General features: G+C 46.4%; 25 protein-coding genes and 1 pseudogene. 12 read left to right on the top strand and 14 right to left on the bottom strand.

Going from position 1 to position 23,575, the window contains the following annotated elements; all coding sequences use genetic code 11:
* Positions 1-125: 125 nt before the first annotated feature.
* From A9237_RS24675 to A9237_RS24665, 3 genes are read left to right on the top strand one after another with little or no spacing between them, the layout of a single operon-like run.
* Positions 126-455: a hypothetical protein gene (locus A9237_RS24675; protein ID WP_039840502.1), complete on the top strand. Its 330-nt coding sequence runs from the start codon at positions 126-128 to the stop codon at positions 453-455.
* 32 nt (positions 456-487) lie between these two features.
* The gene (locus tag A9237_RS24670) at positions 488-952 is read left to right on the top strand and encodes an NUDIX domain-containing protein (RefSeq protein ID WP_078609976.1); all 465 of its coding nucleotides are present in this window, start codon (positions 488-490) and stop codon (positions 950-952) included.
* Positions 953-985: 33 nt separating this feature from the next.
* Entirely contained in the window at positions 986-1,480 is a 495-nt protein-coding gene (locus A9237_RS24665; protein ID WP_078609975.1) for a GNAT family N-acetyltransferase, read from the top strand.
* A 75-nt stretch (positions 1,481-1,555) separates the two neighbouring features.
* Here the strand turns inward: A9237_RS24665 and cydX are convergent, their stop codons facing one another.
* The 9 genes from cydX to A9237_RS24620 form a co-directional block, all read right to left on the bottom strand.
* Positions 1,556-1,663: a cytochrome bd-I oxidase subunit CydX gene (cydX, locus tag A9237_RS24660; protein ID WP_078609974.1), complete on the bottom strand. Its 108-nt coding sequence runs from the start codon at positions 1,661-1,663 to the stop codon at positions 1,556-1,558.
* 10 nt (positions 1,664-1,673) lie between these two features.
* Positions 1,674-2,810, bottom strand: coding sequence for a cytochrome d ubiquinol oxidase subunit II (gene cydB, locus A9237_RS24655; protein ID WP_077262750.1), 1,137 nt, complete (start codon positions 2,808-2,810; stop codon positions 1,674-1,676).
* Between the two features lie 9 nt (positions 2,811-2,819).
* On the bottom strand, positions 2,820-4,415 hold the full coding sequence (locus A9237_RS24650) for a cytochrome ubiquinol oxidase subunit I (protein WP_078609973.1): 1,596 nt from the start codon (positions 4,413-4,415) through the stop codon (positions 2,820-2,822).
* A gap of 87 nt (positions 4,416-4,502) precedes the next feature.
* Positions 4,503-5,102 (bottom strand): HvfX family Cu-binding RiPP maturation protein, encoded by a 600-nt coding sequence (locus tag A9237_RS24645; RefSeq protein WP_078609972.1) that lies wholly within the window; start codon positions 5,100-5,102, stop codon positions 4,503-4,505.
* Positions 5,099-5,830 (bottom strand): HvfC/BufC family peptide modification chaperone, encoded by a 732-nt coding sequence (locus A9237_RS24640; RefSeq protein WP_078609971.1) that lies wholly within the window; start codon positions 5,828-5,830, stop codon positions 5,099-5,101. Before A9237_RS24640 ends, A9237_RS24645 begins: the two co-directional genes overlap by 4 nt.
* Positions 5,823-6,689 carry an MbnB/TglH/ChrH family RiPP precursor modification enzyme gene (locus A9237_RS24635; RefSeq protein ID WP_005453112.1) on the bottom strand — a complete coding sequence of 289 codons (867 nt, stop codon included), beginning with the start codon at positions 6,687-6,689 and terminating at the stop codon, positions 5,823-5,825. The genes A9237_RS24640 and A9237_RS24635 overlap by 8 nt, the downstream gene beginning before the upstream one ends.
* The gene (locus A9237_RS24630) at positions 6,677-6,991 is read right to left on the bottom strand and encodes a hypothetical protein (protein WP_005436274.1); all 315 of its coding nucleotides are present in this window, start codon (positions 6,989-6,991) and stop codon (positions 6,677-6,679) included. The genes A9237_RS24635 and A9237_RS24630 overlap by 13 nt, the downstream gene beginning before the upstream one ends.
* Positions 6,981-7,937 carry an MBL fold metallo-hydrolase gene (locus A9237_RS24625; RefSeq protein WP_038879534.1) on the bottom strand — a complete coding sequence of 319 codons (957 nt, stop codon included), beginning with the start codon at positions 7,935-7,937 and terminating at the stop codon, positions 6,981-6,983. The genes A9237_RS24630 and A9237_RS24625 overlap by 11 nt, the downstream gene beginning before the upstream one ends.
* A gap of 265 nt (positions 7,938-8,202) precedes the next feature.
* A complete protein-coding gene (locus A9237_RS24620; RefSeq protein ID WP_050567645.1) occupies positions 8,203-8,877 on the bottom strand; it encodes a hypothetical protein in 675 nt (224 codons plus the stop codon).
* A 168-nt stretch (positions 8,878-9,045) separates the two neighbouring features.
* Here A9237_RS24620 and A9237_RS24615 point away from each other — a divergent pair, with 168 nt between their 5' ends.
* From A9237_RS24615 to A9237_RS24590, 6 genes are all read left to right on the top strand, one after another.
* The gene (locus A9237_RS24615) at positions 9,046-9,846 is read left to right on the top strand and encodes a PhzF family phenazine biosynthesis protein (RefSeq protein WP_078609970.1); all 801 of its coding nucleotides are present in this window, start codon (positions 9,046-9,048) and stop codon (positions 9,844-9,846) included.
* A gap of 4 nt (positions 9,847-9,850) precedes the next feature.
* Complete coding sequence (locus A9237_RS24610; protein WP_078609969.1) at positions 9,851-10,270, top strand: VOC family protein; 420 nt, start codon at positions 9,851-9,853, stop codon at positions 10,268-10,270.
* A gap of 236 nt (positions 10,271-10,506) precedes the next feature.
* The gene (locus A9237_RS24605) at positions 10,507-12,180 is read left to right on the top strand and encodes an LruC domain-containing protein (protein ID WP_009706428.1); all 1,674 of its coding nucleotides are present in this window, start codon (positions 10,507-10,509) and stop codon (positions 12,178-12,180) included.
* A gap of 13 nt (positions 12,181-12,193) precedes the next feature.
* Entirely contained in the window at positions 12,194-12,652 is a 459-nt protein-coding gene (locus tag A9237_RS24600; RefSeq protein WP_009702257.1) for a hypothetical protein, read from the top strand.
* Positions 12,653-12,858: 206 nt separating this feature from the next.
* Positions 12,859-14,463 carry an ABC-F family ATPase gene (locus tag A9237_RS24595; protein WP_078609968.1) on the top strand — a complete coding sequence of 535 codons (1,605 nt, stop codon included), beginning with the start codon at positions 12,859-12,861 and terminating at the stop codon, positions 14,461-14,463.
* Positions 14,464-14,628: 165 nt separating this feature from the next.
* Positions 14,629-15,060 carry a VF530 family protein gene (locus A9237_RS24590; protein WP_005436283.1) on the top strand — a complete coding sequence of 144 codons (432 nt, stop codon included), beginning with the start codon at positions 14,629-14,631 and terminating at the stop codon, positions 15,058-15,060.
* Between the two features lie 114 nt (positions 15,061-15,174).
* Here the strand turns inward: A9237_RS24590 and A9237_RS24585 are convergent, their stop codons facing one another.
* The gene (locus A9237_RS24585; RefSeq protein WP_074051229.1) at positions 15,175-16,125 is read right to left on the bottom strand and encodes a LysR family transcriptional regulator; all 951 of its coding nucleotides are present in this window, start codon (positions 16,123-16,125) and stop codon (positions 15,175-15,177) included.
* A 149-nt stretch (positions 16,126-16,274) separates the two neighbouring features.
* Here A9237_RS24585 and A9237_RS24580 point away from each other — a divergent pair, with 149 nt between their 5' ends.
* Both A9237_RS24580 and A9237_RS24575 read left to right on the top strand, forming a co-directional pair.
* Complete coding sequence (locus A9237_RS24580) at positions 16,275-16,814, top strand: NADPH-dependent FMN reductase (RefSeq protein WP_078609967.1); 540 nt, start codon at positions 16,275-16,277, stop codon at positions 16,812-16,814.
* Between the two features lie 63 nt (positions 16,815-16,877).
* Positions 16,878-17,762: a glutathione S-transferase C-terminal domain-containing protein gene (locus A9237_RS24575; protein WP_078609966.1), complete on the top strand. Its 885-nt coding sequence runs from the start codon at positions 16,878-16,880 to the stop codon at positions 17,760-17,762.
* Between the two features lie 45 nt (positions 17,763-17,807).
* Here A9237_RS24575 and A9237_RS24570 read toward each other — a convergent pair whose 3' ends face one another.
* From A9237_RS24570 to A9237_RS24560, 3 genes and pseudogenes are all read right to left on the bottom strand, one after another.
* Entirely contained in the window at positions 17,808-19,544 is a 1,737-nt protein-coding gene (locus A9237_RS24570) for an ABC-F family ATP-binding cassette domain-containing protein (protein ID WP_078609965.1), read from the bottom strand.
* A gap of 340 nt (positions 19,545-19,884) precedes the next feature.
* A pseudogene (locus tag A9237_RS24565) lies at positions 19,885-20,316 on the bottom strand (DUF2000 domain-containing protein).
* A gap of 215 nt (positions 20,317-20,531) precedes the next feature.
* Complete coding sequence (locus A9237_RS24560) at positions 20,532-21,347, bottom strand: enoyl-CoA hydratase/isomerase family protein (protein ID WP_078609964.1); 816 nt, start codon at positions 21,345-21,347, stop codon at positions 20,532-20,534.
* 189 nt (positions 21,348-21,536) lie between these two features.
* Here A9237_RS24560 and A9237_RS24555 point away from each other — a divergent pair, with 189 nt between their 5' ends.
* Positions 21,537-22,487 (top strand): LysR family transcriptional regulator, encoded by a 951-nt coding sequence (locus A9237_RS24555; RefSeq protein ID WP_078609963.1) that lies wholly within the window; start codon positions 21,537-21,539, stop codon positions 22,485-22,487.
* A gap of 85 nt (positions 22,488-22,572) precedes the next feature.
* On the opposite strand, the gene A9237_RS24550 is transcribed toward A9237_RS24555, so the two are convergent.
* Positions 22,573-23,568, bottom strand: a complete 996-nt coding sequence (locus A9237_RS24550; protein ID WP_078609962.1) for a linear amide C-N hydrolase — start codon at positions 23,566-23,568, stop codon at positions 22,573-22,575.
* Positions 23,569-23,575: the final 7 nt, after the last annotated feature.

The raw sequence follows: 23,575 nt of genomic DNA, 5'->3' as shown, positions 1-23,575 counted from the left end.
ACAAAGGCACCAATTGGTGCCTTTTCTGTTTGAGCTTTATCGTGTTTGGCAACATAACCATTTGATTAATTGAGTAGTTTCAATAGGGTAGGAGAAAGTTTCAAAAAAGAAGGGTAGAAGAACGGATGTTTTTACTCGTCGCAGTCTTTGCTGGTTTGGCAGCATTAGTTTGGTTTTTCCGAGAAGGGCAATCCATCGGTTTGCACCGCATTCTTGGTACGCTTTATTTCATTGTTTATACCGTGGTGTATTTGTACGTCCCGCCATTTCTTGAAATGGGGCATCAATACATTGCTAAAACCTACGAACTCATTCCCATCGTTTGTTATTACTTCATCCTGCAACCAGATCCAGAAGAAGCCAGTGCAGAGCAAAAAGCGAAGATCTTTTTCGCATGGTGCGGCTTAATTTTTATTACCTGCTTCTTGTTGTATTTCAAAATGAATGTTTGGTGAGAAACTAAAACATTTAAGTTCAAGGAAGATAAATGAGTGCCAGTCACTACATAAAAGAGCTACGCAGCAAAGTTGGTAATCAAGTGTTAATGATTCCGGGCGTTGCCGCTGTGATCCTCAATCAAAGAAACCAACTTCTATTGCAAAAGAAATCTGATGGCAGTTGGAGTTTACCTGCAGGCATGATTGAGCCAGCCGAATCACCTTCGCAAGCCGTGATTCGAGAAGTCAGAGAAGAAACCGGACTCAAGGTTAAAGTTGAACGTGTGCTTGGTATTTTCGGTGGAGAAGGATTTGGTTTTACTTATCCAAACGGCGACCAAGTCGAATACACAGTTGTCTTGTTAAAGTGTCTGCAAACAGATCACTTTGAAGAACAGTTAGATGCCGAGACTAGCGAGCTGGCTTGGTTCTCGAAAACAGATATGCCGACACTTGCTTTGCCTTATCCTCTTGAGTGCTTATTTGCAGAAAACATCGAGCCATTGGTTTCGTAACGGATGCTCACTCAAACTAACACAAGGAAGAAAATGCAAGTAGTTAAAGCGAACCTCAGTCATTTAGAGGCGTTTGAGCAGTATGTTGAAAAGTGTGCTCATGCGGAAATGGAAATGTACGTCGCCGCCCAAAGCGACAGTGAAGCGCTGCTGAAAAAACGAATTGGATACGCGAAAGGCGAAGGTTTGCCGGAAGGTTGGACGCCGTCTTCGACATACTTCTGTATCGAGGAAGAGGTGATACTTGGTTCGATTCGAGTTCGTGACGGTAATAGCGACTACCTTGAAAATGTGATTGGGCATATTGGCTACGAAACCGCGCCGGATGCTCAAGGAAAAGGCATCGCCACATTCATGTTGAATTGGGTGAAAAGTGAGGTTCTTGAAGGCAGCGCTATGGTGACTTGTGATGTGAACAATACCGCATCAAGACGTGTGATCGAAAAGGCGGGTGGCGAGTTTCTCAATACATTTTATTCAGAACAAGATAAATACGAAGTGCGCCGCTATCGATTGTCGGCAGAGTAAATTCATTGAGATGAAGAAACGCCCTCGTGATTGAGGGCGTTTGTTATTGAGAATGTTCCATTCTGAAGTGAGAGGTTAGAACTCTTCCTCTTCAAAGCGCCCAGTGTTCTCTAGCCATAAACCATTGATGATGCCAAAGGCGCAGGCGAGTAATACGCCAAGTACCCAACACATGTACCACATACTTGCCTCCTTAATAGAGCGATGAGCTGTTGCTGCGGATGTAGTTGTTATCCAAACGTCCGAACATTTTGTAGTAACACCATGCGGTGTAGCCCAGAATCACAGGTACAACGATGATGGCAACGATAGAGATAATGCCGAGCGTTTTCTCACTCGATGTCGCATCCCATAACGTTAAGCTGTGCGATGGGTTGATGCTTGATGGCATGATCATCGGGAACAAGGTGACGCCCGCAGTTAAGATGATGCAAGCAATCGCAATGCTCGACATAGTGAACGCCACCCCAGCACGGCGAGAGACCGTTGCCCAAAAACACACCAGTAAGCTCGTTACCGCAGTGAATGGAATCAACCAAAGTTGCGGCATTTCGCTGAAGTTATGTAATAAATCACCAGCAATACTCACTACTTGTTTGTTGAGTGGGTTTGAAATGCCATCTTTAAGCATTGCGCCGATGATGATGTAACCCGATTGCGATGCCGCGAACAAACCGCCAAACATAAACAGCAACATGGTTGCCCCCGCGCCCCACAGCGTGATGTTTTGTGCTCGACTGCGTAGCTCATGTTTGGTTTTCATTTGAAGGAAAGCAGCACCTTGCGTCACCACCATGGTCAAACTCACTAAGCCACACAGAATTGGGAATGGCGTAAGCAAGTCAAAGAACCCACCTTGATAATCCAACATCAATAGGTTGTTTAACTCGAACGGTACACCGACTAACAAGTTACCGAAACCAACCCCAAAGATAATCGGTGGAATCACACCGCTGATGAACAAGGCGATATCACATGCGTTACGCCATTGCGGATTATCGATTTTAGCTCGGTAATCCATACCGATAGGACGCAACCAAAGTGATGCTAGCACTAACAGCATGGCAATATAGAATCCGGAGAACGCTGCGGCGTATACCAAGGGCCATATCGCGAAGATGGCACCGCCTGCGGTAATTAGCCAAACTTGGTTGCCGTCCCAGTGCGGCGCGATAGCGTTAAGCATTACGCGACGTTCGAGGTTCTTTTTCCCCATAACTGGGAGCAGCGCGGCTACCCCCATATCGAATCCGTCGGTGATGGTAAAACCAATCAACAGCACACCAACGATCGCCCAAGTAAATAGGCGTAGGTTTTCGTAATCAAACATAGTGCCTCCTTAGTGCTGATCAATCAGTTTGAATGTGTCGGGTTGTTTGTGTTTTTCGTTGTTTTCTTCATGGTGATAGCGGCCCGTTTTGAGTACGCTTGGTCCACGTTTGGCAAACTTCACCATCAAGAACATTTCTACAATTAAGAACGCTGTGTAGAGCACATAAACAAAGCCGAGCGAAATCCAAATGTCACTTGGTGCGAGGTTAGATACCGCCATATTGACCGGAAGCACCTCACCAATTGCCCATGGTTGACGTCCGTATTCGGCAACGAACCAACCCGCTTCACAAGCAATGAAAGGCAATGGAATCGCCCATAGTGCCGATCTCAATAACCAAGGACTCGAACCCAATTTTCTGCGGCAGACTTGGACGAAAGACAAACCGATAATCGCGAACATCATAACCCCACACGCCACCATGATTCGGAAGCTCCAGAACAGAGGTGCCACTTGAGGAATTGTGTCTTGCGCCGCTTGTTTGATTTGGCTCTCAGTCGCGTCGGTGACGTTCTCGGTGTATTTCTTCAAGAGCAGACCGTAGCCGAGATCTTTCTTCATCTCATCGAATTGAGCGATGTTTTCAGGGCTGTCGTTACCTGCGCGTAGTTCCTCTAGCATGCCGTAAGCTTGGATACCATCGCGGATACGATCTTCGTTCTGTGCCATCAGATCGCGTAAGCCCATCACTGGCTCATCCAGCGAGCGAGTCGCGATGATCCCCATTAGATATGGAATCTTAATGGCGTAGTCGGTTTCCATGGTTTCTTGGTTTGGTAAGCCAAATAGCGTGAACGAGGCGGGTGCTTCTTCGGTGTGCCACTCGGACTCAATCGCCGCCAGTTTTACCTGTTGCACGTCACCAAGCTCGTAACCCGATTCATCACCCAGCATCAATGTCGACACAATCGCAGCCATGCCAAATGCGGATGCCACTGCAAACGAACGGCGAGCGAAAGAGATATCTCGACCTTTGAGTAAGTAGTAAGCACTGATGCCCATCACAAACAAAGCACCTGTGGTGTAACCGGCAGCCACGGTATGAACAAACTTCACTTGCGTGACGGGGTTAAACACCACATCAGCAAAGTTGATCATCTCCATTCTCATGGTCTGGTAGTTGAATTCAGCGCCGACGGGGTTTTGCATCCAGCCATTTGCCATCAAAATCCACAAGCCAGAGAAGTTAGAACCTAGCGCTGTCAGCCAAGTGACCGACAAGTGTTGGCGTTTTGACAATCGATCCCAACCGAAGAAAAACATGCCGACTAAGGTGGATTCGAGGAAGAAGGCAATCAAGGCTTCGATGGCAAGCGGTGCCCCGAAAATATCGCCCACATAGTGAGAGTAATACGCCCAGTTGGTACCAAATTGAAACTCCATGGTAAGACCGGTCGCCACGCCCACGGCGAAGTTAATCCCGAATAACTTACCCCAGAACTTGGTCATGTCTTTGTAGATGGTTTTTCCCGTCATGACGTACAAAGACTCCATAACGGCCAGCAAGAAAGACAAACCTATGGTCAGTGGGACGAATATAAAGTGATAGAGTGCGGTACTAGCGAACTGAAACCGCGACAGATCAACGACATCTGCAAACATAAGGACTCCTTCCCGCTACCAGAGTAGCGGGTTAGATAAGGTTATTATTAGTCTGTTTAATTAAGCGTTAAAACTTGGGCGCTTGAGTTACGCTTTTGCTGGTGTGCGAGAGAATGGTTTTCTCAACCAGTAATCCAAGCTTACGTAGCGACCACCGCCGTAGAAGAACAGTACCAGCAACATCACAAAGTAGGTCGCTGCGAACTCCATACCGTTGTTGAGCATTACTGGGTCACCCAATTCGGTGATGTAGTTGTATCGACCTGGGAAGTTGGTTGCTAACCATTCAATAAAGCCGTTCAAACGTACCGTTGCTTCCATGCCGCCAGTAGCGATGGCATCCCAACCGTGTTTCCAGTGCACCATTGCGCTCGCAACACTCATCAAGAAAATCATCGGAATCGTCATCACTCGGGTAAACAACCCCAATGCGATACAAATACAGCCAAGCACTTCCGTACCTGCGGCAAGAAACGCTAACAACTCGGGAAATGGTAAGTTCAAACCACCATCTGCGGTGGACGCGCCAAACCACGCGACGGTGCCAGAGAAACCCAGCACCTTAGAGCGAGCGCCAACAAAAATGACCGGAATGAGGTAGAGACGAATCGCAAGTAACGCTAAGTAATCGTATCTTTTGCATTTCTCGACGAGACCGTCGAACCAATTGAGGGCTGACTTAATCATAATTTTTCTCCTGAAGGGCGGACGCTGACGAGTCCTAGTTCACTGAAGTGTTGAGCCCACTCCATGAAACTGAATCTGGCGAGTTGCTGAGCAATAATTTGTTGTAGTTGCGCCAGAGTCAGGTTTGGTTGCTGTTGTAATAGCTGAATCAATGCGACATCCACTTCTCTGAGCTTTTGCGATATCACATGATGCTGTGAGTTCCGAAACACGCCATAAAACACACGGTGACGCCTGTCAGTTAGGAAAGTCACGGAGTCTTGATGCAGCAAGAAAGGCACTTCGACCAGCTTTAATGTTGGGTTGAGTTGCAGCACTTGGTTCTCTTCGAATATCGGATTCGGTGAAGAAGTGAATGCCGCGACTAAGGTCTCAATTTCTACATTGAACGCCACCCATTCATATTCCAATAACGCCTTCTGATCGGCAGATATGGAGCTGGAATCTTGATGCGCTTTCTGTTGCAAAAATTGAACAAACTCGGTGGCAATATGATGAAACTCAGGCTCGGACGCGCCATGCATCACCACAAAGTCATCCACCATGCGTTCAAGTTGTTCATCAGCGAACTGCGAAGAAAATAGAGGGAACGTATTCGCAACGACACCCAAGATGTTGTCGCGGATAAATTCGCTATATCGACACAGCGCATGCTGATTCATAGGCGTGCGAATCAGAGCCGTTAGGGACTCGGTTTGCGCGCGCATTTTGCTCGGAGGGTTAAGCATTGAGCACCTCCTTACACAACACTTCGAGTGTTTGGCTGAAATCCAAGATCTCGCCATGAATGCTGCGAAGCTCTTCGGCCAGAACAAGCAGCGACGGCACATTGTGGTCGCGCTCAAGAAGCAAAGGCTTACTGCCATGCACCGAGTAGGTGTAACGAGCCAGATCAATCACTTCATCAGGCACTGGTTTACCATGGGTATCGAGCAAGAAGTCGTCACGCTCTTTCAAGTGACCCGCAATGTGGTAATAGCGAATCGCATCGCTTGGTAAAGTGCTCAGCATGTCGTAAGGGCAGAAATGATGATTTCGGCTGTTGACGAACACATTGTTGATGTCGATAAGCAGCTCACATCCACTGCGGTCACTCACTTCAGCGATAAACTCACCCTCTGGCATTTCATGTCCGTAATCGTGGTAGTAAGAGATATTCTCTAACGCCAATGGACGCTGAATAATGTCTTGCACGCGTTGAATGCGTTCGACCAAATACGGAATGTTCTCTTTATGTCGAGGGATCGGAAGCAGTTCATACAAATAGCCCTGATTGTCTCTAGAGAAACTCAGATGTTCGCTATAGATGTCGATATTAAATTCATCGAGAAAGCGTGCGACGTCTCGTACAAAAGACTCGTTTAACGGTTGGCAATCACCAATCGATAAGCTCAAGCCATGAGCGACAAGCGGATAATATTGAGCAATGTCTTGCAGTTGTTCACGTTTCAAGCCGCCAATATTCATCCAGTTTTCCGGTGCCAATTCGAGGAAATCGATATCTGGGTGCTCGGGCAACTGACACAGTAAATCAACGTGTTCGCTGCGCAGCCCAATCCCTTTTGATGTATCGGTTATTGTCCGCATACCCCACCTGTGATTTTGCTTTTGGTTAATTTGATGGTTTCAGCCGAAGGGTTGATGCCTTCACCTGTTACACCACATTTACCGTCTCGGGCGCGTACCAAACGGCCTTGCGGATCATCTTTTAACTCTTGTTTCTCGAAGCGTTTCTCTGTACCACATTTACCAGCCGCACACTTACCGCCATGTTGAGAGCTGGATTGAGCTTCAACGGGAGCTTCTGTGGGTGCATCGGCAAACGCCATGCCTGAGTTCAAAGTAATGACAGACGTCATCGCGATAGATAGAGCGAGTTTATTGTTCATGAGACATCTCCTTCGCTGCGCTCATTGGGTAGCTAGATAAGTCGTGACCAGCGATAACTTGACCGTGGTAGTACTCTTTAACGATCTTGATGGAAGCGGGTTTGAGTTTTAGACCCAAGCCCATCCAGTGGTTAAGCACCAAGAGTTTTGGATTCACTTCTGCGGCGATCTTGCCGACAACTGATGGCTTAGCGTGCATAAATGACGAGACTTCGTCGGCTTCTTCGTGAATTGCCAATGGCATCAATAAGATGTCCGCACCTTTAGCGAAGTCGATGAAGTCAGGGTTACTGCCGTTTTGGTCGGCGGAAATCACCATCACGCCTTCGGCACTTTCGATTCGGAAAGCGAGACAAGGTACGTCGCCGTGTGGGATGCCGAGAGCGTAAATGGTCAACCCATCTTGCTCGTACACCTTAGTGCCTTGGGAAGTTTTGTATGGCACATCAGTAATGGTGACTGGGAACAAGCCATCGCTGCCATCAAATAAACCGTTCAGATATGCGTAAGCGCCTTCATCACCGTCGAAAAGCGCTTTCATGTAACCGGTTAAGCTAGGAAATGCAGAGCCTGCTTCTGGGCCTGCGATATCGAGGGGATCTTGACGGTCAAAGAAGTAGCCACCTTTTAATAAGGCAGGAACGTCAGCGACGTGGTCAGTGTGAAAGTGGCTTAAACCAAGGAAGTCTAAGTCTTCCAATTTACCGCCCGCTTGACCAAAACGTAGATAAACACCACCACCGGCATCGATCATCACGCGTGATTTTCCTTTCCACCAAACCAGTTCACCAGACGATGCACGAAGGTCATCAGAGATTGGTCCGCCGGAGCCGAGTAGCTGCAAAGTAAAATCTTTTTCGAGCGGTTCGACAGTTAATGCGTAACAGTTAGCTGCGCCTAAGGATAACCCTAGAGCCAGCACTAACGCTTTTAAAGGCTGTTTCATATTGAATACCTATGAGTTTGATTTTTCTTATTTATTTTCTTTGGGTGAGCATCCAAAGAAGTGTTGAAGAGGCAGGAAAAACGATTTGTTTTTGATGTCCGTCAAAGCACGGGAATAAGATATCCAATATGAATGGTTAATTATATCTAGTAATTTTAAAGTTTCGTTCAGGTAAATTGAACGTTATTGATTTGAGTTGAACAAGCATCAGAATGTAAAAAGGCACCGCGAAGGGTGCCTTTTGTTTGTCTTCAAACCTAAGCTGTTAAAGGCTTAGAGGAGTAAAGTGTTTTCTTACGATGTATTTGAGATGGCGGTTGGTCGCTTCAATGATCTCGAATTCAGCTCCTTTGTAAGAGATGACTTTCCCTTCTGTCAGGTCATATTCGACAGGAACAGTAAATGCTCCTCTGATCATGTTGTTGGTGAACTCACGGTACATGAAGTTCACTTTTGAGCCATGTTTACCCGTATAAATCATTTCTTTAAATTGAGAGTCAGCGCCTTCCACTGTTCTTGGTTTGATTGAAACGGGTGCATTTTCGTCGGTACAGAAATACAAAACGTCATAGTTGCAGACAGTGTTGTTGGTTTTGTCTAGGTAGATATTGGTTTTATGCAGAGTAAAGCCTGAATCCATCCCTGCCGTAGGTGAGACCGCCATGTACTCGTCATATCTGCTTGCATCCGCTACTTTTACGTAGGTACCGACTTCCATCGTAAGCAAGCCACCCTTCAGATCAAGTGGGGTGTGTACGCTAAATGAATCTTTAGTTTGTGCGTAGCTGTATTCGACAATTGGTTCGCCCAATGATTTTGTTGTTACAAGGCCTACATCTGGCGCATCAATTGATTGAACTTGACCGTAGTAGGGTTTGCTCGCACAACCTGAAAGAGCCAATGCTGCAAATGAAACAATGATTAACAAGATTTTCTTCATGGTATTCTCTTCGCCTTTTGATTTATACGGTGCATTGTACTGTTAATTGTTTTCATGTAAATGGTATGTCGTACTTTATTTTTTAGAGTTAATGAAACAATTCACTAATTGGGATTTGCTCAACAAGCGAGAGTTGATACATTGGGGCTTTCAAAAAATGGAGGCATCATGGATCTCGATATCTACCAAGTGGACTCTTTCACCACCGAACCTTTCAAAGGAAACCCTGCTGGAGTCTGCCTTTCACAAGAACCGTTACCAGAAGCATTGATGTTCTCTATCGCTGAAGAAATGGCGGTATCAGAAACCGCTTTTCTCTGTTTGAAAGACATGCGACTGCGTTGGTTCACACCTAAGGTAGAAGTGGCGCTATGTGGTCATGGCACATTAGCCACAGCGCAAATCTTAAAAGAACAAGGATTAGCGAAGGTTGGCGATACCATTGCCTTTCAAACCCTGTCTGGTGAGCTTCATGCAAAAGTAAACGAGTCGACAATTGAGCTCGACTTTCCTTCGACTCAGCTTGAAATGGGTGTTGAACAAGACGCTACGTTGCTAGCGGCACTTGGATTGAAAGCAGAGCAGGTGGTTTCTTACGCTCAGTTTGACAGCAAAGGCTTTATTGAAGTCGACAGTGAACAAACCGTGCTGGATCTCGAGCCTAACTTTGACGCATTAAAGAACATTCAAGGGCGTGGCGTGGTGGTCACTGCTCAGTCGAATTCCCCAGACCTCGACTTTATCTCGCGCTACTTCGCCCCTTGGGTGGGCGTGAACGAAGATCCTGTTACAGGCTCAGCCCATTGCGCACTGACTCAGTTTTGGGCGCAGAAGCTCGGTCAAAATCAGTTTAAAGCTTATCAAGCCTCAGCACGTGGCGGTCACTTACAAACCGAACTGCTTGAAAACGGACGTATTAAACTGATTGGCTCCGCAAAGACGGTAATCAGCGGAAAACTAAAGGTATAACGCGATGAAACAATCCATTATCCATATTGCTTTGGTCGTAAAAGATTACGATGAAGCGATTGACTTTTATGTGAATAAGCTGAAGTTTGAGCTGGTGGAAGATACTTACCAACCAGAGCAAGATAAGCGCTGGGTTGTGGTTTCTCCACCGGGTTCCAATGGTGTGACATTATTGTTAGCCAAAGCGTCTAAGCCAGAGCAACGTGACTTCATCGGTAACCAAACTGGTGGACGTGTGTTCCTATTTTTGAATACAGATGACTTCTGGCGCGATTACAACCGAATGGTAGAGCAGGGCATTAAATTTGTTCGCCCGCCTGCGGAGCAAGACTACGGCACAGTCGCCGTATTTGAAGATCTCTATGGCAACTTGTGGGACTTGTTGGAGATGAGCCCAAGCCACCCAATGGCGTCGCGTTCGTAGGTTCGAACTCATCGATATTAAGAGCGTCTTTTGGGGCGCTCTTTTTGTTTCAGGTGTCTGCCTCTCGCATTTCTTTCTTCTCTTCCCATTTCGCTTCACTTTGCCTATCAGCTTAATTCTCAAAATGAGAATGATATTTGAATCAATATAACTCTATGTTTTTAAATGAGGTAATTTCGGCATCATATTTGCGTTAACCCTCTACGACCAACGATTCAGTTGATGAGGGGAATAACATGAAAGCAGGGAAACTTATTGCGCTAACCAGTTGCTGCGTATCGATGTCCGGATACGCGCTCACTACCAGTGATTTATCGTTCGAATCAGGCAGTGACAATGCAAACTACACCATCAAAGGTAAACCATTAGAGACCACTTCTATTGCGGAAACCTTACCTCAGGATACGCTGACCAATGTGTACTCGATGCTTCCTGAAGGGACTTACGTTAACAGTGCGTTTATTGCACCGGAACGCTATTCAAATATTGATATCGATGACGAGCTTGATGGCGCTGAGTACGCGACGGCCTCAGTGACGTTTCTTAATGAGGGGGCTGGCTATCGAAATTCGCTAGGCTATTTTGTCTACGACACTAACAATCCACCAACTAGCAAAGACGATATCGAAACGCACATGGTTATTTTCCCAAATGCTTCGAAAGCGCCAGATGGTGACATGCAGGAAGGTGACACTATCGATCTCGATGTGCAGTTAACCGCCGGTCAGACGCTTGCGTTTTTCGTCATCCCGAATGGTTGGTATGTGAGTACCTATAACAACATTCCTTACCTTGGTCCTTGGAACACACCTTTTTACAGCTTATCCAGTTTGAATCCAGAGACGACCGCCAATTACCGCCGCCATAACGTTGCGTTCTTGGATACCGAGAATGAATTTTTGGTGCTTGGTTTTGAAGACATTCGCCGTCCGAGTGGCGATAACGATTTCAACGATTTGATTTTTACCGTGGATATTTCACCTTTCTCGGCGGTAGATGGCGTGAACACCGATGGCACTACCGATTCGAAATACGAAGTGTTGGTCCAAGAGAACAACCCAGAGGTCACCGTGACGTCGGTTTACCCAAGTTCTGATACTTATGCGACGATGGCATTCGAAGACCGATGGCCGTTAATGGGCGACTACGACTTCAACGATGTAGTGTGGCGCTATCGTGTGACCGAACTTTTGAATGGTCAACGTGAATTGAAGACCATTACCGTCGATTACACCCTACAAGCAATGGGGGCGGGTTATTCTAATGGTTTTGCCGTGAAGCTGCCTAATGTGGATTCATCCAACGTGGCATCGGTAACAGTGACCAAAAATGGTCAAGCAGTGGAACATACGGTGCTTCAATCTGGCAGCGAAACTGTGTTGGTGGTATCGGAGGATTTAAGAGCTGAACTGGATGCGCTTGGGGTTCTGACTTCAGGTTGTACTTATTACCGTACTCAGAGCAATTGTTTGAATCAACAAGCGACCGACATCCTCAGCTACCAGATGGTCGTTGAACTGACCACGCCAGTCGCACGAGATCAAATCGGTTACCCGCCATATGACTCATTCATCTTTGCGGCAGAAGGTACGTACCACGGGGACTTTGTTGCGACCTTCCCGGGCATGACATGGCAAACCCACTTTAAGACATTCTCAGGCACTGGGGATATGAATAACGCATTGTTCAACCTGCATGATGATGACACAGGCGGCTCGGAATACTTCCTAACCAGCAACAACATGCCTTGGGCAATCAACATTCGTGATGAATGGGATCACCCAACCGAGAACACAGATATCAGCCATGCCTACACAGGATTCCCAACTTGGGTAACCAGCAGTGGCGAAACGGACACCAGTTGGTACAACGCGCCAGCGAGTGGCAAAGTTATCTCAGCAACGGAATAGCAAGGAGCATCACATGAATACTTCGACAAAACTTCTGACCATCATGTTTGCTTCAACCTTAGTCGCTGCTTGTGGAGGCGGTGGCGGAGGAGGTGGTGGCTCTTCAACCCCAGCTCCTGCGCCAGTGGTGGATGAGACTGATGACACACAAGACATTGTGGCACAACGTGACTTTTCCTTCGATGTTGGTGAGACCATTACCTTGTCTATGAACTACCAAGGAGCTTCTGATGGTGCATTACATCTCTACACCAAAGAGGCATTTACGGCGGAAAACGGCGATGTGATTGCAGACCCAATGTCACGCATCACCACTATTTATCCGACCCGAACCAATCAGGTTGAGTTAGAGGTGAATGGCAATTGGACCAAGTTGTACGCGCAATGGGTCCCAATGAATGCTGGTGAATCTGAGAAGAACTGGGTGATTTCGTTGAATCAATCCAACAACAATTACCATCTCGATTTTTAATCCAAGATGTTGTTAATAAGCAAAGCGTGGTTAAAGCCACGCTTTATTTTTGATAAAAATCCTTCGCAACATTAGCGTGATCTATATCACCTATTGAGCGAATCAGATAGAATGGCGGCCACTTTCAATATGCCCTTTTCTAACCGTATCTCGAAAGTGAATTAACAATTTGTTATTTAAAAGAAATTTCCTTCGAGGACGCCGCTATCATTAGTACAAACAATATCACCATGCAATTTGGTGCCGAGCCACTGTTCGAAAATATCTCTGCTAAGTTTGGCAACGGCAACCGTTATGGTCTGATTGGCGCAAACGGCTGTGGTAAGTCGACATTTATGAAAATCCTGAGCGGAGCACTCGCGCCAAGCTCGGGCAATGTGTCTATTACTCCGGGGCTGAAGCTGGGCGTATTGAGCCAAGATCAGTTTGCGTTCGAGCAATACAGCGTGATTGATGCTGTGATCATGGGCGACCGCAAGCTTTGGGAAGTGAAGCAGGAACGTGACCGTATCTATTCATTACCAGAAATGAGTGAAGAAGACGGCATGAAAGTCGCTGAGCTGGAAAGCGAATTCGCAGAAATGGACGGCTACACAGCAGAAAGCCGTGCTGGCGATATTCTGCTTCAAGCGGGTATTGAAGAAGAGCTGCATTTTGGTTTGATGCAGCAAGTTGCTCCGGGCTGGAAACTGCGTGTGCTTTTGGCGCAAGCTCTGTTTGCTAACCCAGATATTTTGCTGCTCGACGAACCAACCAACAACTTGGATATTCACACCATCAACTGGCTGGCGGAAGAGCTGAACCAGCGCAAGTGTACGATGATCATTATCTCGCACGACCGTCACTTCTTAAACTCTGTGTGTACTCACATGGCAGATATCGATTACGGCGAACTGCGTATTTACCCTGGCAACTATGAATACTTCCTTGAAGCATCTGGTCTTCGTCGTGAGCAGTTATTGGCTTCTAACGCGAAGAAAACCGCTGAAATCAACGAACTTCAAGAATTCGTAAACCGTTTTGGTGCGAATGCATCGAAAGCGAAACAAGCTAGCTCGCGCGCGAAGAAGATGGAAAAAATCCAACTCGACGAAGTGAAAGCAAGTAGCCGTGTTAGCCCATCGATTGATTTCGGTGAGGGCAAAAAACTGCATCGCTTAGCGTTGGAACTGCAAGACCTTGGTCACTCGTTTGGTGATGAGCTGCTGTTTGAAAAAGGCAACTTGTTACTTGAAGCTGGTACTCGCCTTGCGATTATCGGTGAAAACGGTGTAGGTAAAACGACCTTGCTGCGTTGCCTAGTGAACGAACTAGAGCAAACTCAGGGCGTCGTAAAGTGGTCTGAAAACGCTTCAATTGGTTACTGCCCACAGGACAGCAGTGCAGACTTCGATAACGATCTGACCATCTTTGAGTGGATCTCTCAGTGGCGTACCGTGAAGCACAATGACCTAATGGTACGTGGCATTCTAGGTCGCTTGTTGTTTACCGCTGATGATGCCAACAAAAAAGCGAAAAACTGCTCGGGTGGTGAGAAGAACCGCCTTCTGTTTGGTAAGCTAATGATGCAAGACATCAACGTTTTGGTAATGGATGAGCCAACTAACCACATGGATATGGAAGCGATTGAAGCGTTAAACAGCGCATTAAAAGACTACACGGGCACTTTGATCTTTGTTAGTCATGACCGTGAGTTTGTATCGTCATTGGCGACTTCAATCATTGATGTAAAAGACAAACAGTTGGTGAGTTTCCAAGGTACATTTGAAGAGTACATGGCACACCAACAAAAGGTGCTTAGCGCTGCGTAACCAAGCGCCGAACATCGTGAATAATTGGACGTAAAGATCGCCTTTGAGACGAAGAAAACAACAGATTATTCGCAATAATGATTTAATCTAAACCTAATAGAGGTAAGGTGGTGAGTACAATGCTCGCCACCCACAATTAAGGAGCCGTTCATGAGCCATGAATTTATGACCGACGAAGAACGTATTGAACTGCAGAAGAACAACCCTCTGCACGGTCTTAAATTAGAAGACATGTTGCAGCAGCTTGTTGACCATTACGGTTGGGAAATCCTCGACACAGCAATGCGTATGAACTGTTTCAACACCAAGCCAAGCATTGCGAGCAGTGTTAAATACCTGAAGAAAACAGAATGGGCTCGTGAGCGCGTAGAGAACTTCTACCTATACCGTTACAAGCGCATGCCAAAGGCATCTGAATACGAATACAACCTGCCACCACGCGCACGTACTTTCCGTCATGGATTGGAGCCGCGTGAGCCAATGGAGCTGACGGTTGAATCGATTCTGGCTTCACAAGCGAAGGCTGCGTCTGCGCACAAAGAGCGTTCAGCTAAGCAACGCTCAGATCGTGCTCGTTTTAACAACCGCCGTCGATAAACTTTCTGTCCTCTTGTTCTTGTAGGTTTGATGTCTAGGAACAAGAAAGATGATGAAAAGCCAAACTATCCAGTTTGGCTTTTTTATTGTCTTTTCTTTGGCTAAACCTCGTTATCAAGACCCTAGCTTGATAATCGAAGAGTACATCTGTTGCGGGTCTGAGTGACGGCTGAATCGCGCTTGAAAGCTCTCCACCACATAATCAATAAAGGCACGTAACTTTTGCGATTGCTCTTTGTGGTAGGGGTAAACGATATACAGCGCGTGCTTCTCCATCTGCCATTCAGGGGTAATCTCAACCAATTCACCGGATGCTAATTGAGGCTCAACAAAGAAGTCTGGCAACAACGCAACCCCGTGTCCGGCACATGCCGCTTGGGTGAGCGCCAAACCGCTATTGACGGTGTAAACACTCGCAGGCAGATCAACTTCCAATACCTCACTGCCATTTTGAAATGTCCAACGGCGAGACGTTGAAGAGAGGCTATAGCTAAGTAGGCGATGGTTTATAACGTCACGTGGAGATTTAAACGGCTGCGACTCTTCAAGGTATTGAGGGGAAGCGCAAAGTACACGGCGGATATCCAATAGTTTGCGCGAGCGTAGGCTAGAGTTACCCAATTCGCCTCCGCCACGAATGGCAATATCAACCCCTTGCTCAATCAAATCAATATGTTCATCACTCATCACCACTTCGATGGAAAGCTCTGGATGCAGCTTCATGAACTCGCAGATGATGGGGTTTAGCTCAATCAACCCTAATGACATCGGCATGCTGATTTTGAGTGTGCCCTTTAATGTGTGGGAAGACTCAATCACTGAGCGGTCTGCGTTGTTGAGTGCATCGAGAACCTGACACACTTGCTGATAATAGAGCTGACCATTATCGGTAATGTGCAAGTTACGCGTCGTGCGGTTAATCAAAGGGCTTTTCAAATAGCTCTCTAATTCATTGATGTTCTTACTTATTGCGGCTTTTGAGAGATTTAAATCTTCTGCTGCCGCGACGAAGCTACCTAGCTCCACCACTCGACGAAATACGGTTAATGCTCTGATCTTATCCACGCATTAGTTTCCTCATGTTTTTATTGTTCACTAATGGTGAACTATATAGCCACTATTATAGTGTTTATTCACTGATGGGAGTTAATTAATATCACCTCATTCACTGAGTGCCCGACATAAGTAGGGGCAAACGTAATTAGGATTCCACTATGAAAAAGATCGTCGCATTTACTGGTAGCAACAACAGCCAATCAATCCACAGCCTGTTGGTTCAAGCGTTGGCAAACCAAGCTACACATACAGAAGTAAACACCATTGACCTAAATGACTTTGAATTGCCAATGTACGGTTTGGACGTTGAAGGTCAGGGCATCCCAGAAAACGCACACAAACTGCGTGCAACGTTAAACGAATACGATGCGATCATCATTGCATCACCAGAGCACAACGGCTCAATGCCAGCATTCCTGAAAAATGCGATTGATTGGCTATCACGTGTTGCACCTCAAGGTACGTCTTTCTTTGGCGACACGAAGAAACCAGTTCTACTGGTGAGCACATCGCCAGGTGCAAACGGCGGCGCAACTAATATCAAAACCATGGCTGAGTTGATGCCTTGGTGGGGTGGCGATGTAAAAGGCACATACAGCCTAGGCGGTTTCTACGACAAGTTCCAAGATGGCAAATTTGATGCTGCGACCTCAGCGGAACTGAGTGAGCTAATGATGTCTTTCGAGAAGTCTCTGTAAGTTATCTATACTCGCATAAGTTGTGATTCATCAGGGTAGCTAATCAAGAAAGGTAGGTAAGGTATGGCGGTATTAGAACAAGGTATTTGGTATCCAAACAAAGACGCAAGTGAGCTGACAGCAGAAGATCAATTCGCGTTACCAAGTCAGATCGAAGCGGATCGCTATCACTTGTATATGTCGTTGGCTTGTCCATTTGCCCATCGCCCTTACCTAGTGATCAAGTACCTTGGTTTGGACGAGGTCATTTCCGTCTCTTCCGTTGCAGCAAAACGTTACAGCAATGGTTGGGAGTTTGATTGTGAACACCCTGATCCTCTATACCGCGCGGATAATCTAGCGGCGCTGTATGTGAAAGCGAAAAGCGACTACACCGGACGTGTGACCGTCCCTCTAGTGTGGGATAAGCAAAACCATGCAATTGTGGGCAATGATTCAGCCGCAATGGCAATGGACCTCGCTACGAATTGGCTATCTTTGGCAAAACATCCGGTGGAGTTGGTACCCGCAGCATTGCGTGAAGAGCTCGAAAGCCTAAATCGATGGCTTCACAGCAATGTGAATGGCAAGGTGTATCAAGTCGGCTTTGCAACCACGCAAGCGCAATATGACCAAGCGAGTGAAACCTTGTTTGATGCGCTAGAGCAACTGGATCAGCGTTTGGGGCAGTCGCGCTACTTGCATGGCGACGACGTTACCCTGTCTGACTTGTTCTTGCTACCAACATTGGTGCGTTTCGAGGCAGTGTATGAAGTGCACTTCAAAGCCAACAAAAAGCCCCTAAAGGCGCACCAAAACTTGTATCGCTACATGCTGGATTTGGTTGCCGATGATCGCATTCGCAGCACTATCGATATTGATTACATGAAGCTGCATTATTTCTTCTCGCACAAGCACATCAACCCAAATGGGATTGTGCCCGCAGGACCTGAGATTGAGTGGATCTAATTCGAATCTAATAAAGAAAGCCGGAGATTACCTCCGGCTTTGTTTTTATAGCTGCGCCGTAATTTCCTCTATCTCTTGCTGCCACTGCTTTTGCATCGCGGGTTTTTGATGTTTGGGTTTTCGCCCTAAATCGGCTTCCAGTAAGCCTTCCAGTTCCAACAGTCTTTCCAGCATTTGCTCTTCGGATTGTTCATCAGACGCGGTGTTTGTTTCCATCGATATTACTTCATTACAATGATGCGATATGGCTGATTTGGGAGCAGTATCAGTTACGCGTTGATACACTTCTTCCGCGCTTAAATACTCAGTCAGTAAGCCATTTGCAATAAACCAGAATCGATTACAGCTTTGTTCTATCAGACTTCGGTCGTGACTCACCAATAAGGCGGCACCTTCGAAGTTTTGCAGAGTTGCAATCAGCTCTTCTTTGCCTTCCATATCCAAATGGTTGGTCGGTTCATCTAAAAACAACATGTGATAACGAGCGAGGGTTAAGCCCACAAACAGCAGCCTTGCTCGCTCTCCACCACTCAGACTGACGACTTTCTGTTCGTGTCTTGTGTACTCGAATCCTGCACTAATTAGCGAACGTTTTGCCTGTTCACTGCTGATGCTGGCAAACGACTGCAACGCATCCGTGATGGATTGATGATCGTCGAGTTGCATTAGGGATTGATCGTAGTAACCCAAGCGACAACGATCGTGGAAAGTCACACTCTCATGTTGGTTGCCTAGGTCGGTTTGGATGACTTCATACTGACGATAAAGCAGGTTCAACAAGGTCGATTTACCGCAACCATTACTGCCTAGAACGGCAATCCGCTCGCCACTTTTTACGCGCATTTCTGCCATATCAAACAAATGATAATCACTGTTTGGTGGCGTTACCGAGAAAGGCAAAACCTCTAACAGTCGATTTGCTGGCATTGATTCACCTTGAAGTTGTAGCGCCCACGGTGTGCCTTCTGTCAACTCGGTTTGTTCTTCCTCTAAACGTTCTTTGCGCGCAAACATCGTCTTGGCTTTTCGAGCAAGATCTTCGTTGTCGTAGACTTTGCCCCAAGTGGCTAAACGCTTGGCGCTTTTCTCGATTCGGTCGATCTCTTTCTGCTCGCTGGCATGGCGAAGTTGATCGGTTTCATCTTTCTCTTTCAGTGCTTGTCTTGCTTGAGAACAAGGCAAAGAGAAATGATGCAGAGACCGATCTCGCATGACCCAAGTGGTGTTGGTGACGCGATCGAGTAAGGTTTGATCGTGAGATACCAAAACGAATGAGCCTTTCCAGTTTGATAGGAATTGCTCTAGCCAAAGGAGCGATGGCAAGTCCAAGTGGTTGCTTGGTTCATCCAGAAGCAGTAAGTCAGGTTGATGGATAATCGCACGAGCAAGCAGGAGTCGCATTTGCTGACCTCCGCTGCAACTCTCAACCGGCATGTGTCGTTCTGTGTTTGAAAATCCGAGTTCATCCAATAAGAGTTCGGCGCGCCAAATCTCATCATTGGATAAGGATTCCGCTAACGCGTCCAATACGGAATGTGTACTTAAAGACTCAGGTAAATGCTGCTCAACATAACGCATCAAACATGAACTGGCTTTGGCAACCGTGCCTTGGCTTGGTTCAAATTGACCGCTAAGCAGTTTGAGTAGGGAGCTTTTACCACAGCCGTTATGACCGATAAGACCAATTTTGTCGCCACGATGAATCGTAAACGTTAGATCTTTGAAGATTGGTGTTGCTGTGTGAGAAAGAGTTAATGATTGTGCAGTTAAAAAAGTACTCATAGTGTTCTCAAGAATTTTGGGCGTAAGACGCCGTTGTCATAGCTGACAATAATTCTTCGAGCTTGAGGGAAAGTACTCGGGTGACGTGTTTTCGTCGAAAGGTAATTATTCGCTCAAGTCGAGATTATCGCAGCGCGAAATCTGAAACTCTTGAGCGGTCCTTCATGCCATAAAAACGTGGGTTGATTGAACACCACAAAGACATAAATTCCTCCTTAATTTCGTTGTAAGTGTTGCCACTTTTGGTTGATAGATACGCTAGATTCTAAACCTAAAAGTGGCAATGTACAGATAGCTTGATGAAAAAATGATGAGAGGATCACCAAGGTATCACGTGCTTTTAGCGATATAAGCTGAACTTCTTGGTCAATTCTCGAAGAGTTTCAGTCTCGCCGAACAAACAAATACCCAAGTATTCTAATTCAGCTTCCGGCGTGTTTTTGGTGGTTTGCTGTTGAACTTCAGAGCCGCCTTCTACCATTGTGTGAGTAAAATCGGAGAAGGGGATGCCTTTATCGAGTGCTTCTTGGCGAAGTTTTCTGATTTAGTTGGAGTTGTCCGCTCTCAAGACGATAAACGGATAGTGCGAGATATTTGGATGAACATTGCCGTCGAGATCGTGATAGTCGGTGTAGACTGCGTCGCCATCAGAAAGTTGATCCGCAAGGCTTACGCTCAAATGTCCTAATACGTTAACGGCGCGTCCCACCTCGACTTTTTTACTGATTACGGCAACAAATCGTTTTTGGTTTTCGTCGGGAAGTTGATTCATGGAGGACCTCGTTTTTCTATTGATCTGGCTATTGTTTAACTGTCTCCATTGTATTTCCTCGCACGCGCAATTTTGTTTCTAACATTGCTGTTGATAAGCCAAGTTTGCAATAAACGAATGATTTAATCGTTTTTCATGCAATAAGATTCGCCAGAGTTTGCAAATAGACAAGGCACCAACGGACTGTCGGTGCCTTAGGTCGAGTGAACCAGGTTTTATTGTTTGTTTAGCTCAGCCGCTGTATCAACAAAGATGCCTTGGATGTCTTTCGCTTCACGCTCTGTTTGACCACCATGTTTTAGGAACGCGTCGATGATCGCTGCGGTTTTTTGCTCTTTTGCGCGCTCTAAGAAGTAACGCAACTCTAGCTCTGCACCTGCGTCTTCATCTTTGATAGAGGTTGCGATGATCTCTTTGTACATTACGATGTCACGCACTTCTAGTTGGCTAATCACGCCCAATGTTGCCGCCAAGAATCCATCCAACTCTGCTTTAGGAACATACTGAGTAATGATGTTTAACTGCTCTGCTTGTTGTGCCGTAAAGTCGTTACCAAGTAGTAGTGCTTGAAGCGCTTTATTTTTGCCCATGCGACGAGCGAACTGCACCGCACCTTGACCACCCGTTGGGATGTTGACGTGGATCTCTGGCTGAGCAAATGCTGCGTTTTCAGTGCCGTAAGCCAAGTCACACGCCATCACAAACTCATTACCGCCGCCACGAGCTACACCATCAACCACAGCAACCGATACTTGTTTCATCGCTTTGATGTTGGCAATCATGTGGTTGAATTCAATGGATGCTGCCTGACCACCTTGTGTGCCGTTGATAACGTTCAAATCTAAATGCGCCAAGAAGAAAGACTCCTGAAGCGATTTGAAGACCACCACTTTTGTATCGCGGTCATCTTTAAGTGATAGTACAAATTCGTTGATTTCATTAATCAAATCGATAGTCAGTACGTTCACTGGTGGGTTGTTGATTTCAACAGTAGCGATGCCGTTTTGTGTTGTGATTGATAGAGTTTTCATAGCTGTTTCCTCAGCGTTGGTAAGATCAGCAGACCTCGGTAACGCGATTTTATTGGTTTGGTATTGAGGAGGTTTGTCTCTCTCCCGTTGTGTGCAGCTACTATAGATTTGTTATAAGATGAGAAAAATAAGCTAAATGGCACATAATTGATGCCATATAAGCAACAATGGTTTTGTAGGTAAGACGTTATGGATTTCTCTAGTCGTTTATTGCTGCTACTTGAGGTGGTCGAGCTTGGTTCGTTCACTAAGGTATCAGAACAGAAGAATGTGGATCGTTCGGTGATCTCAAAGCAGATCAGCCGTTTGGAAGAGGAGCTGGGTGTTCGCTTACTCAACCGAACCACTCGCTCTTTATCATTGACGGCAGCAGGGAGTGAAATGGTCAATCAAGCCAAATCCCTTCGATCACTTCTCAGTGATACTCACCGTTTGGCGCAGAATTATCATGAAGAGCCTCGTGGTGTCTTGCGTATTACGAGCTCGACCATGTTCGGACGTCAATACGTTCAAGATGCGATTTCGGTGTTTCAACAACAATACCCAGATGTGGAGTTTGAACTGCGCTTAGAAGATCGCATGGTGGATATGGTGCAAGAGGGTTTTGATATTGGCTTCCGTATCGGACGGCCTAAAAACTCAAGCTTGATTACCCGTAAGATTGCGCGAAGCCGCCTGTTGATTGTTGCTGCCCCTGCGTTTTTAGAAAAGCATGGTGAGGTGAACAGTCTGGAGAAGTTGGAGTCTTTACCCGCCACTATTTACGCCGCCCCAGGTCTGTTATTCGATAAATTCGGCTATCAAGATGAGCAAGGTAAACAACAGCATTTTCAGCTTAATGTCGCTTATAAAGTGAATGATGTGGAAATGTTGGCAAGAAGCGCAGCTGGAGGAAATACGCTTGCTGTGGTGACTGCACAAATGGTTCAAGACGAAATCAAACAAGGCAAGCTAGTGCCGATCATGACGCACTTGAACGTTGATGATTTCGGCACCTTCTACGCCGTGTATCCGCACCGAGATGCACCGATTAAAACCAAGTTATTTATCGACACACTCAAATCTATTGTGGGAGAAGAGACGCCCATTTGGGAAAAGAACATTCCAAACTTCGACAAGATGTATGGACGAGGAAATTAGTGGCTTTGGTGCTCGGACGAAAAAAGCACCGACATTGCGGTGCTTTTGTTTGAGTGCGAAATGGCACTCAGTATTTTGTTAGTGACTAGAACTTCGCCATAAACGATTTAGTCAGTGGTAGACGGAAATCTTTGCCCATCATTTCATAAACGTTGAATTTCACCGTGTTCCAGTTTTCTTCAAAGTTGTATTCGAATACGCTGTCACCAGTATCCAAGCTTTGTGTCATGGTCCATTCTGTTGCGTAGCCAGACATACCATTGCCGTTGCCAAAGTCTTTGTATGGCGCATCCGCAGGTACGCGATAAGGAACTGTAGACAGCTTCATCATGCCATTGGTGATGCTGGTCGGCTCCGTGAGTTTGCTCATAAAGTAGCTCGCGTGAATAAAGCGACTGTGTGAGTTACCGTTGCCAATGGAGCCATAGTCGGTATCACGACTCGCGTTTTCCCACGTTGGTTGAACCTTCTTGCGCATTTCGATGTGTTCTTTCATCGAAGGGTCGTTAGTCATTACCATCGCTTCTTCGCCGCGGTAGGTGTGCAAGCCGTCTTTATCCATTTCAATCACTAGACGGTCACCGCTTTTGTCTGTGACAGACCAGTGCAGTTTCATTTCAACGGGCATCCCCTCCATAGGGATAGATGCGTATTCCAATGTTGGTAGCGCTTTAACCACGTCATCAACCGTTGCGTAGTTAGCTAGCAGGTATTCCGCGATGGTAAATTGCGTGACCTCTGACCCCGTTTCTGCCTTTTTCATGGTCATATCTGGATAGAACAGAGCGTTGACTTGCATGCCCTCGCTGTTTACGCCATCGGCAACTAACTCACCATAAGCCAGTACCGCAACCATGTCGTATTTCACCGTGTAGGTATTGCCTAGACCATTACCTTGAAGCGAACGAACGTCGCCTTTATTAATCGTACCTAGCACAGGTGAGGTTGATTCCATCCAATCCATCGTTCTAGAAGTGAAAGTGCCTAAGTCGGTATTCCATGCGACTGAGGTACAAGCGTGCGCTACACCAGTAGTAAGAGTGCCAGCAAGAAGGGCTAGGGTGATTGCTTTCAATTTCATAGTAACT

Source organism: Vibrio owensii, assembly GCF_002021755.1.
Classification (GTDB): domain Bacteria; phylum Pseudomonadota; class Gammaproteobacteria; order Enterobacterales; family Vibrionaceae; genus Vibrio; species Vibrio owensii.
This window is presented reverse-complemented; position numbering and strand designations above follow the sequence as displayed.

Coding starts and splice junctions, on each gene's coding strand:
- A9237_RS24675 (WP_039840502.1), top strand. CDS start 126: ATGTTTTTACTCGTCGCAGTCTTTGCTGGTTTGGCAGCATTAGTTTGG.
- A9237_RS24670 (WP_078609976.1), top strand. CDS start 488: ATGAGTGCCAGTCACTACATAAAAGAGCTACGCAGCAAAGTTGGTAAT.
- A9237_RS24665 (WP_078609975.1), top strand. CDS start 986: ATGCAAGTAGTTAAAGCGAACCTCAGTCATTTAGAGGCGTTTGAGCAG.
- cydX (WP_078609974.1), bottom strand. CDS start 1,663: ATGTGGTACATGTGTTGGGTACTTGGCGTATTACTCGCCTGCGCCTTT.
- cydB (WP_077262750.1), bottom strand. CDS start 2,810: ATGTTTGATTACGAAAACCTACGCCTATTTACTTGGGCGATCGTTGGT.
- A9237_RS24650 (WP_078609973.1), bottom strand. CDS start 4,415: ATGTTTGCAGATGTCGTTGATCTGTCGCGGTTTCAGTTCGCTAGTACC.
- A9237_RS24645 (WP_078609972.1), bottom strand. CDS start 5,102: ATGATTAAGTCAGCCCTCAATTGGTTCGACGGTCTCGTCGAGAAATGC.
- A9237_RS24640 (WP_078609971.1), bottom strand. CDS start 5,830: ATGCTTAACCCTCCGAGCAAAATGCGCGCGCAAACCGAGTCCCTAACG.
- A9237_RS24635 (WP_005453112.1), bottom strand. CDS start 6,689: ATGCGGACAATAACCGATACATCAAAAGGGATTGGGCTGCGCAGCGAA.
- A9237_RS24630 (WP_005436274.1), bottom strand. CDS start 6,991: ATGAACAATAAACTCGCTCTATCTATCGCGATGACGTCTGTCATTACT.
- A9237_RS24625 (WP_038879534.1), bottom strand. CDS start 7,937: ATGAAACAGCCTTTAAAAGCGTTAGTGCTGGCTCTAGGGTTATCCTTA.
- A9237_RS24620 (WP_050567645.1), bottom strand. CDS start 8,877: ATGAAGAAAATCTTGTTAATCATTGTTTCATTTGCAGCATTGGCTCTT.
- A9237_RS24615 (WP_078609970.1), top strand. CDS start 9,046: ATGGATCTCGATATCTACCAAGTGGACTCTTTCACCACCGAACCTTTC.
- A9237_RS24610 (WP_078609969.1), top strand. CDS start 9,851: ATGAAACAATCCATTATCCATATTGCTTTGGTCGTAAAAGATTACGAT.
- A9237_RS24605 (WP_009706428.1), top strand. CDS start 10,507: ATGAAAGCAGGGAAACTTATTGCGCTAACCAGTTGCTGCGTATCGATG.
- A9237_RS24600 (WP_009702257.1), top strand. CDS start 12,194: ATGAATACTTCGACAAAACTTCTGACCATCATGTTTGCTTCAACCTTA.
- A9237_RS24590 (WP_005436283.1), top strand. CDS start 14,629: ATGACCGACGAAGAACGTATTGAACTGCAGAAGAACAACCCTCTGCAC.
- A9237_RS24580 (WP_078609967.1), top strand. CDS start 16,275: ATGAAAAAGATCGTCGCATTTACTGGTAGCAACAACAGCCAATCAATC.
- A9237_RS24575 (WP_078609966.1), top strand. CDS start 16,878: ATGGCGGTATTAGAACAAGGTATTTGGTATCCAAACAAAGACGCAAGT.
- A9237_RS24570 (WP_078609965.1), bottom strand. CDS start 19,544: ATGAGTACTTTTTTAACTGCACAATCATTAACTCTTTCTCACACAGCA.
- A9237_RS24560 (WP_078609964.1), bottom strand. CDS start 21,347: ATGAAAACTCTATCAATCACAACACAAAACGGCATCGCTACTGTTGAA.
- A9237_RS24555 (WP_078609963.1), top strand. CDS start 21,537: ATGGATTTCTCTAGTCGTTTATTGCTGCTACTTGAGGTGGTCGAGCTT.
- A9237_RS24550 (WP_078609962.1), bottom strand. CDS start 23,568: ATGAAATTGAAAGCAATCACCCTAGCCCTTCTTGCTGGCACTCTTACT.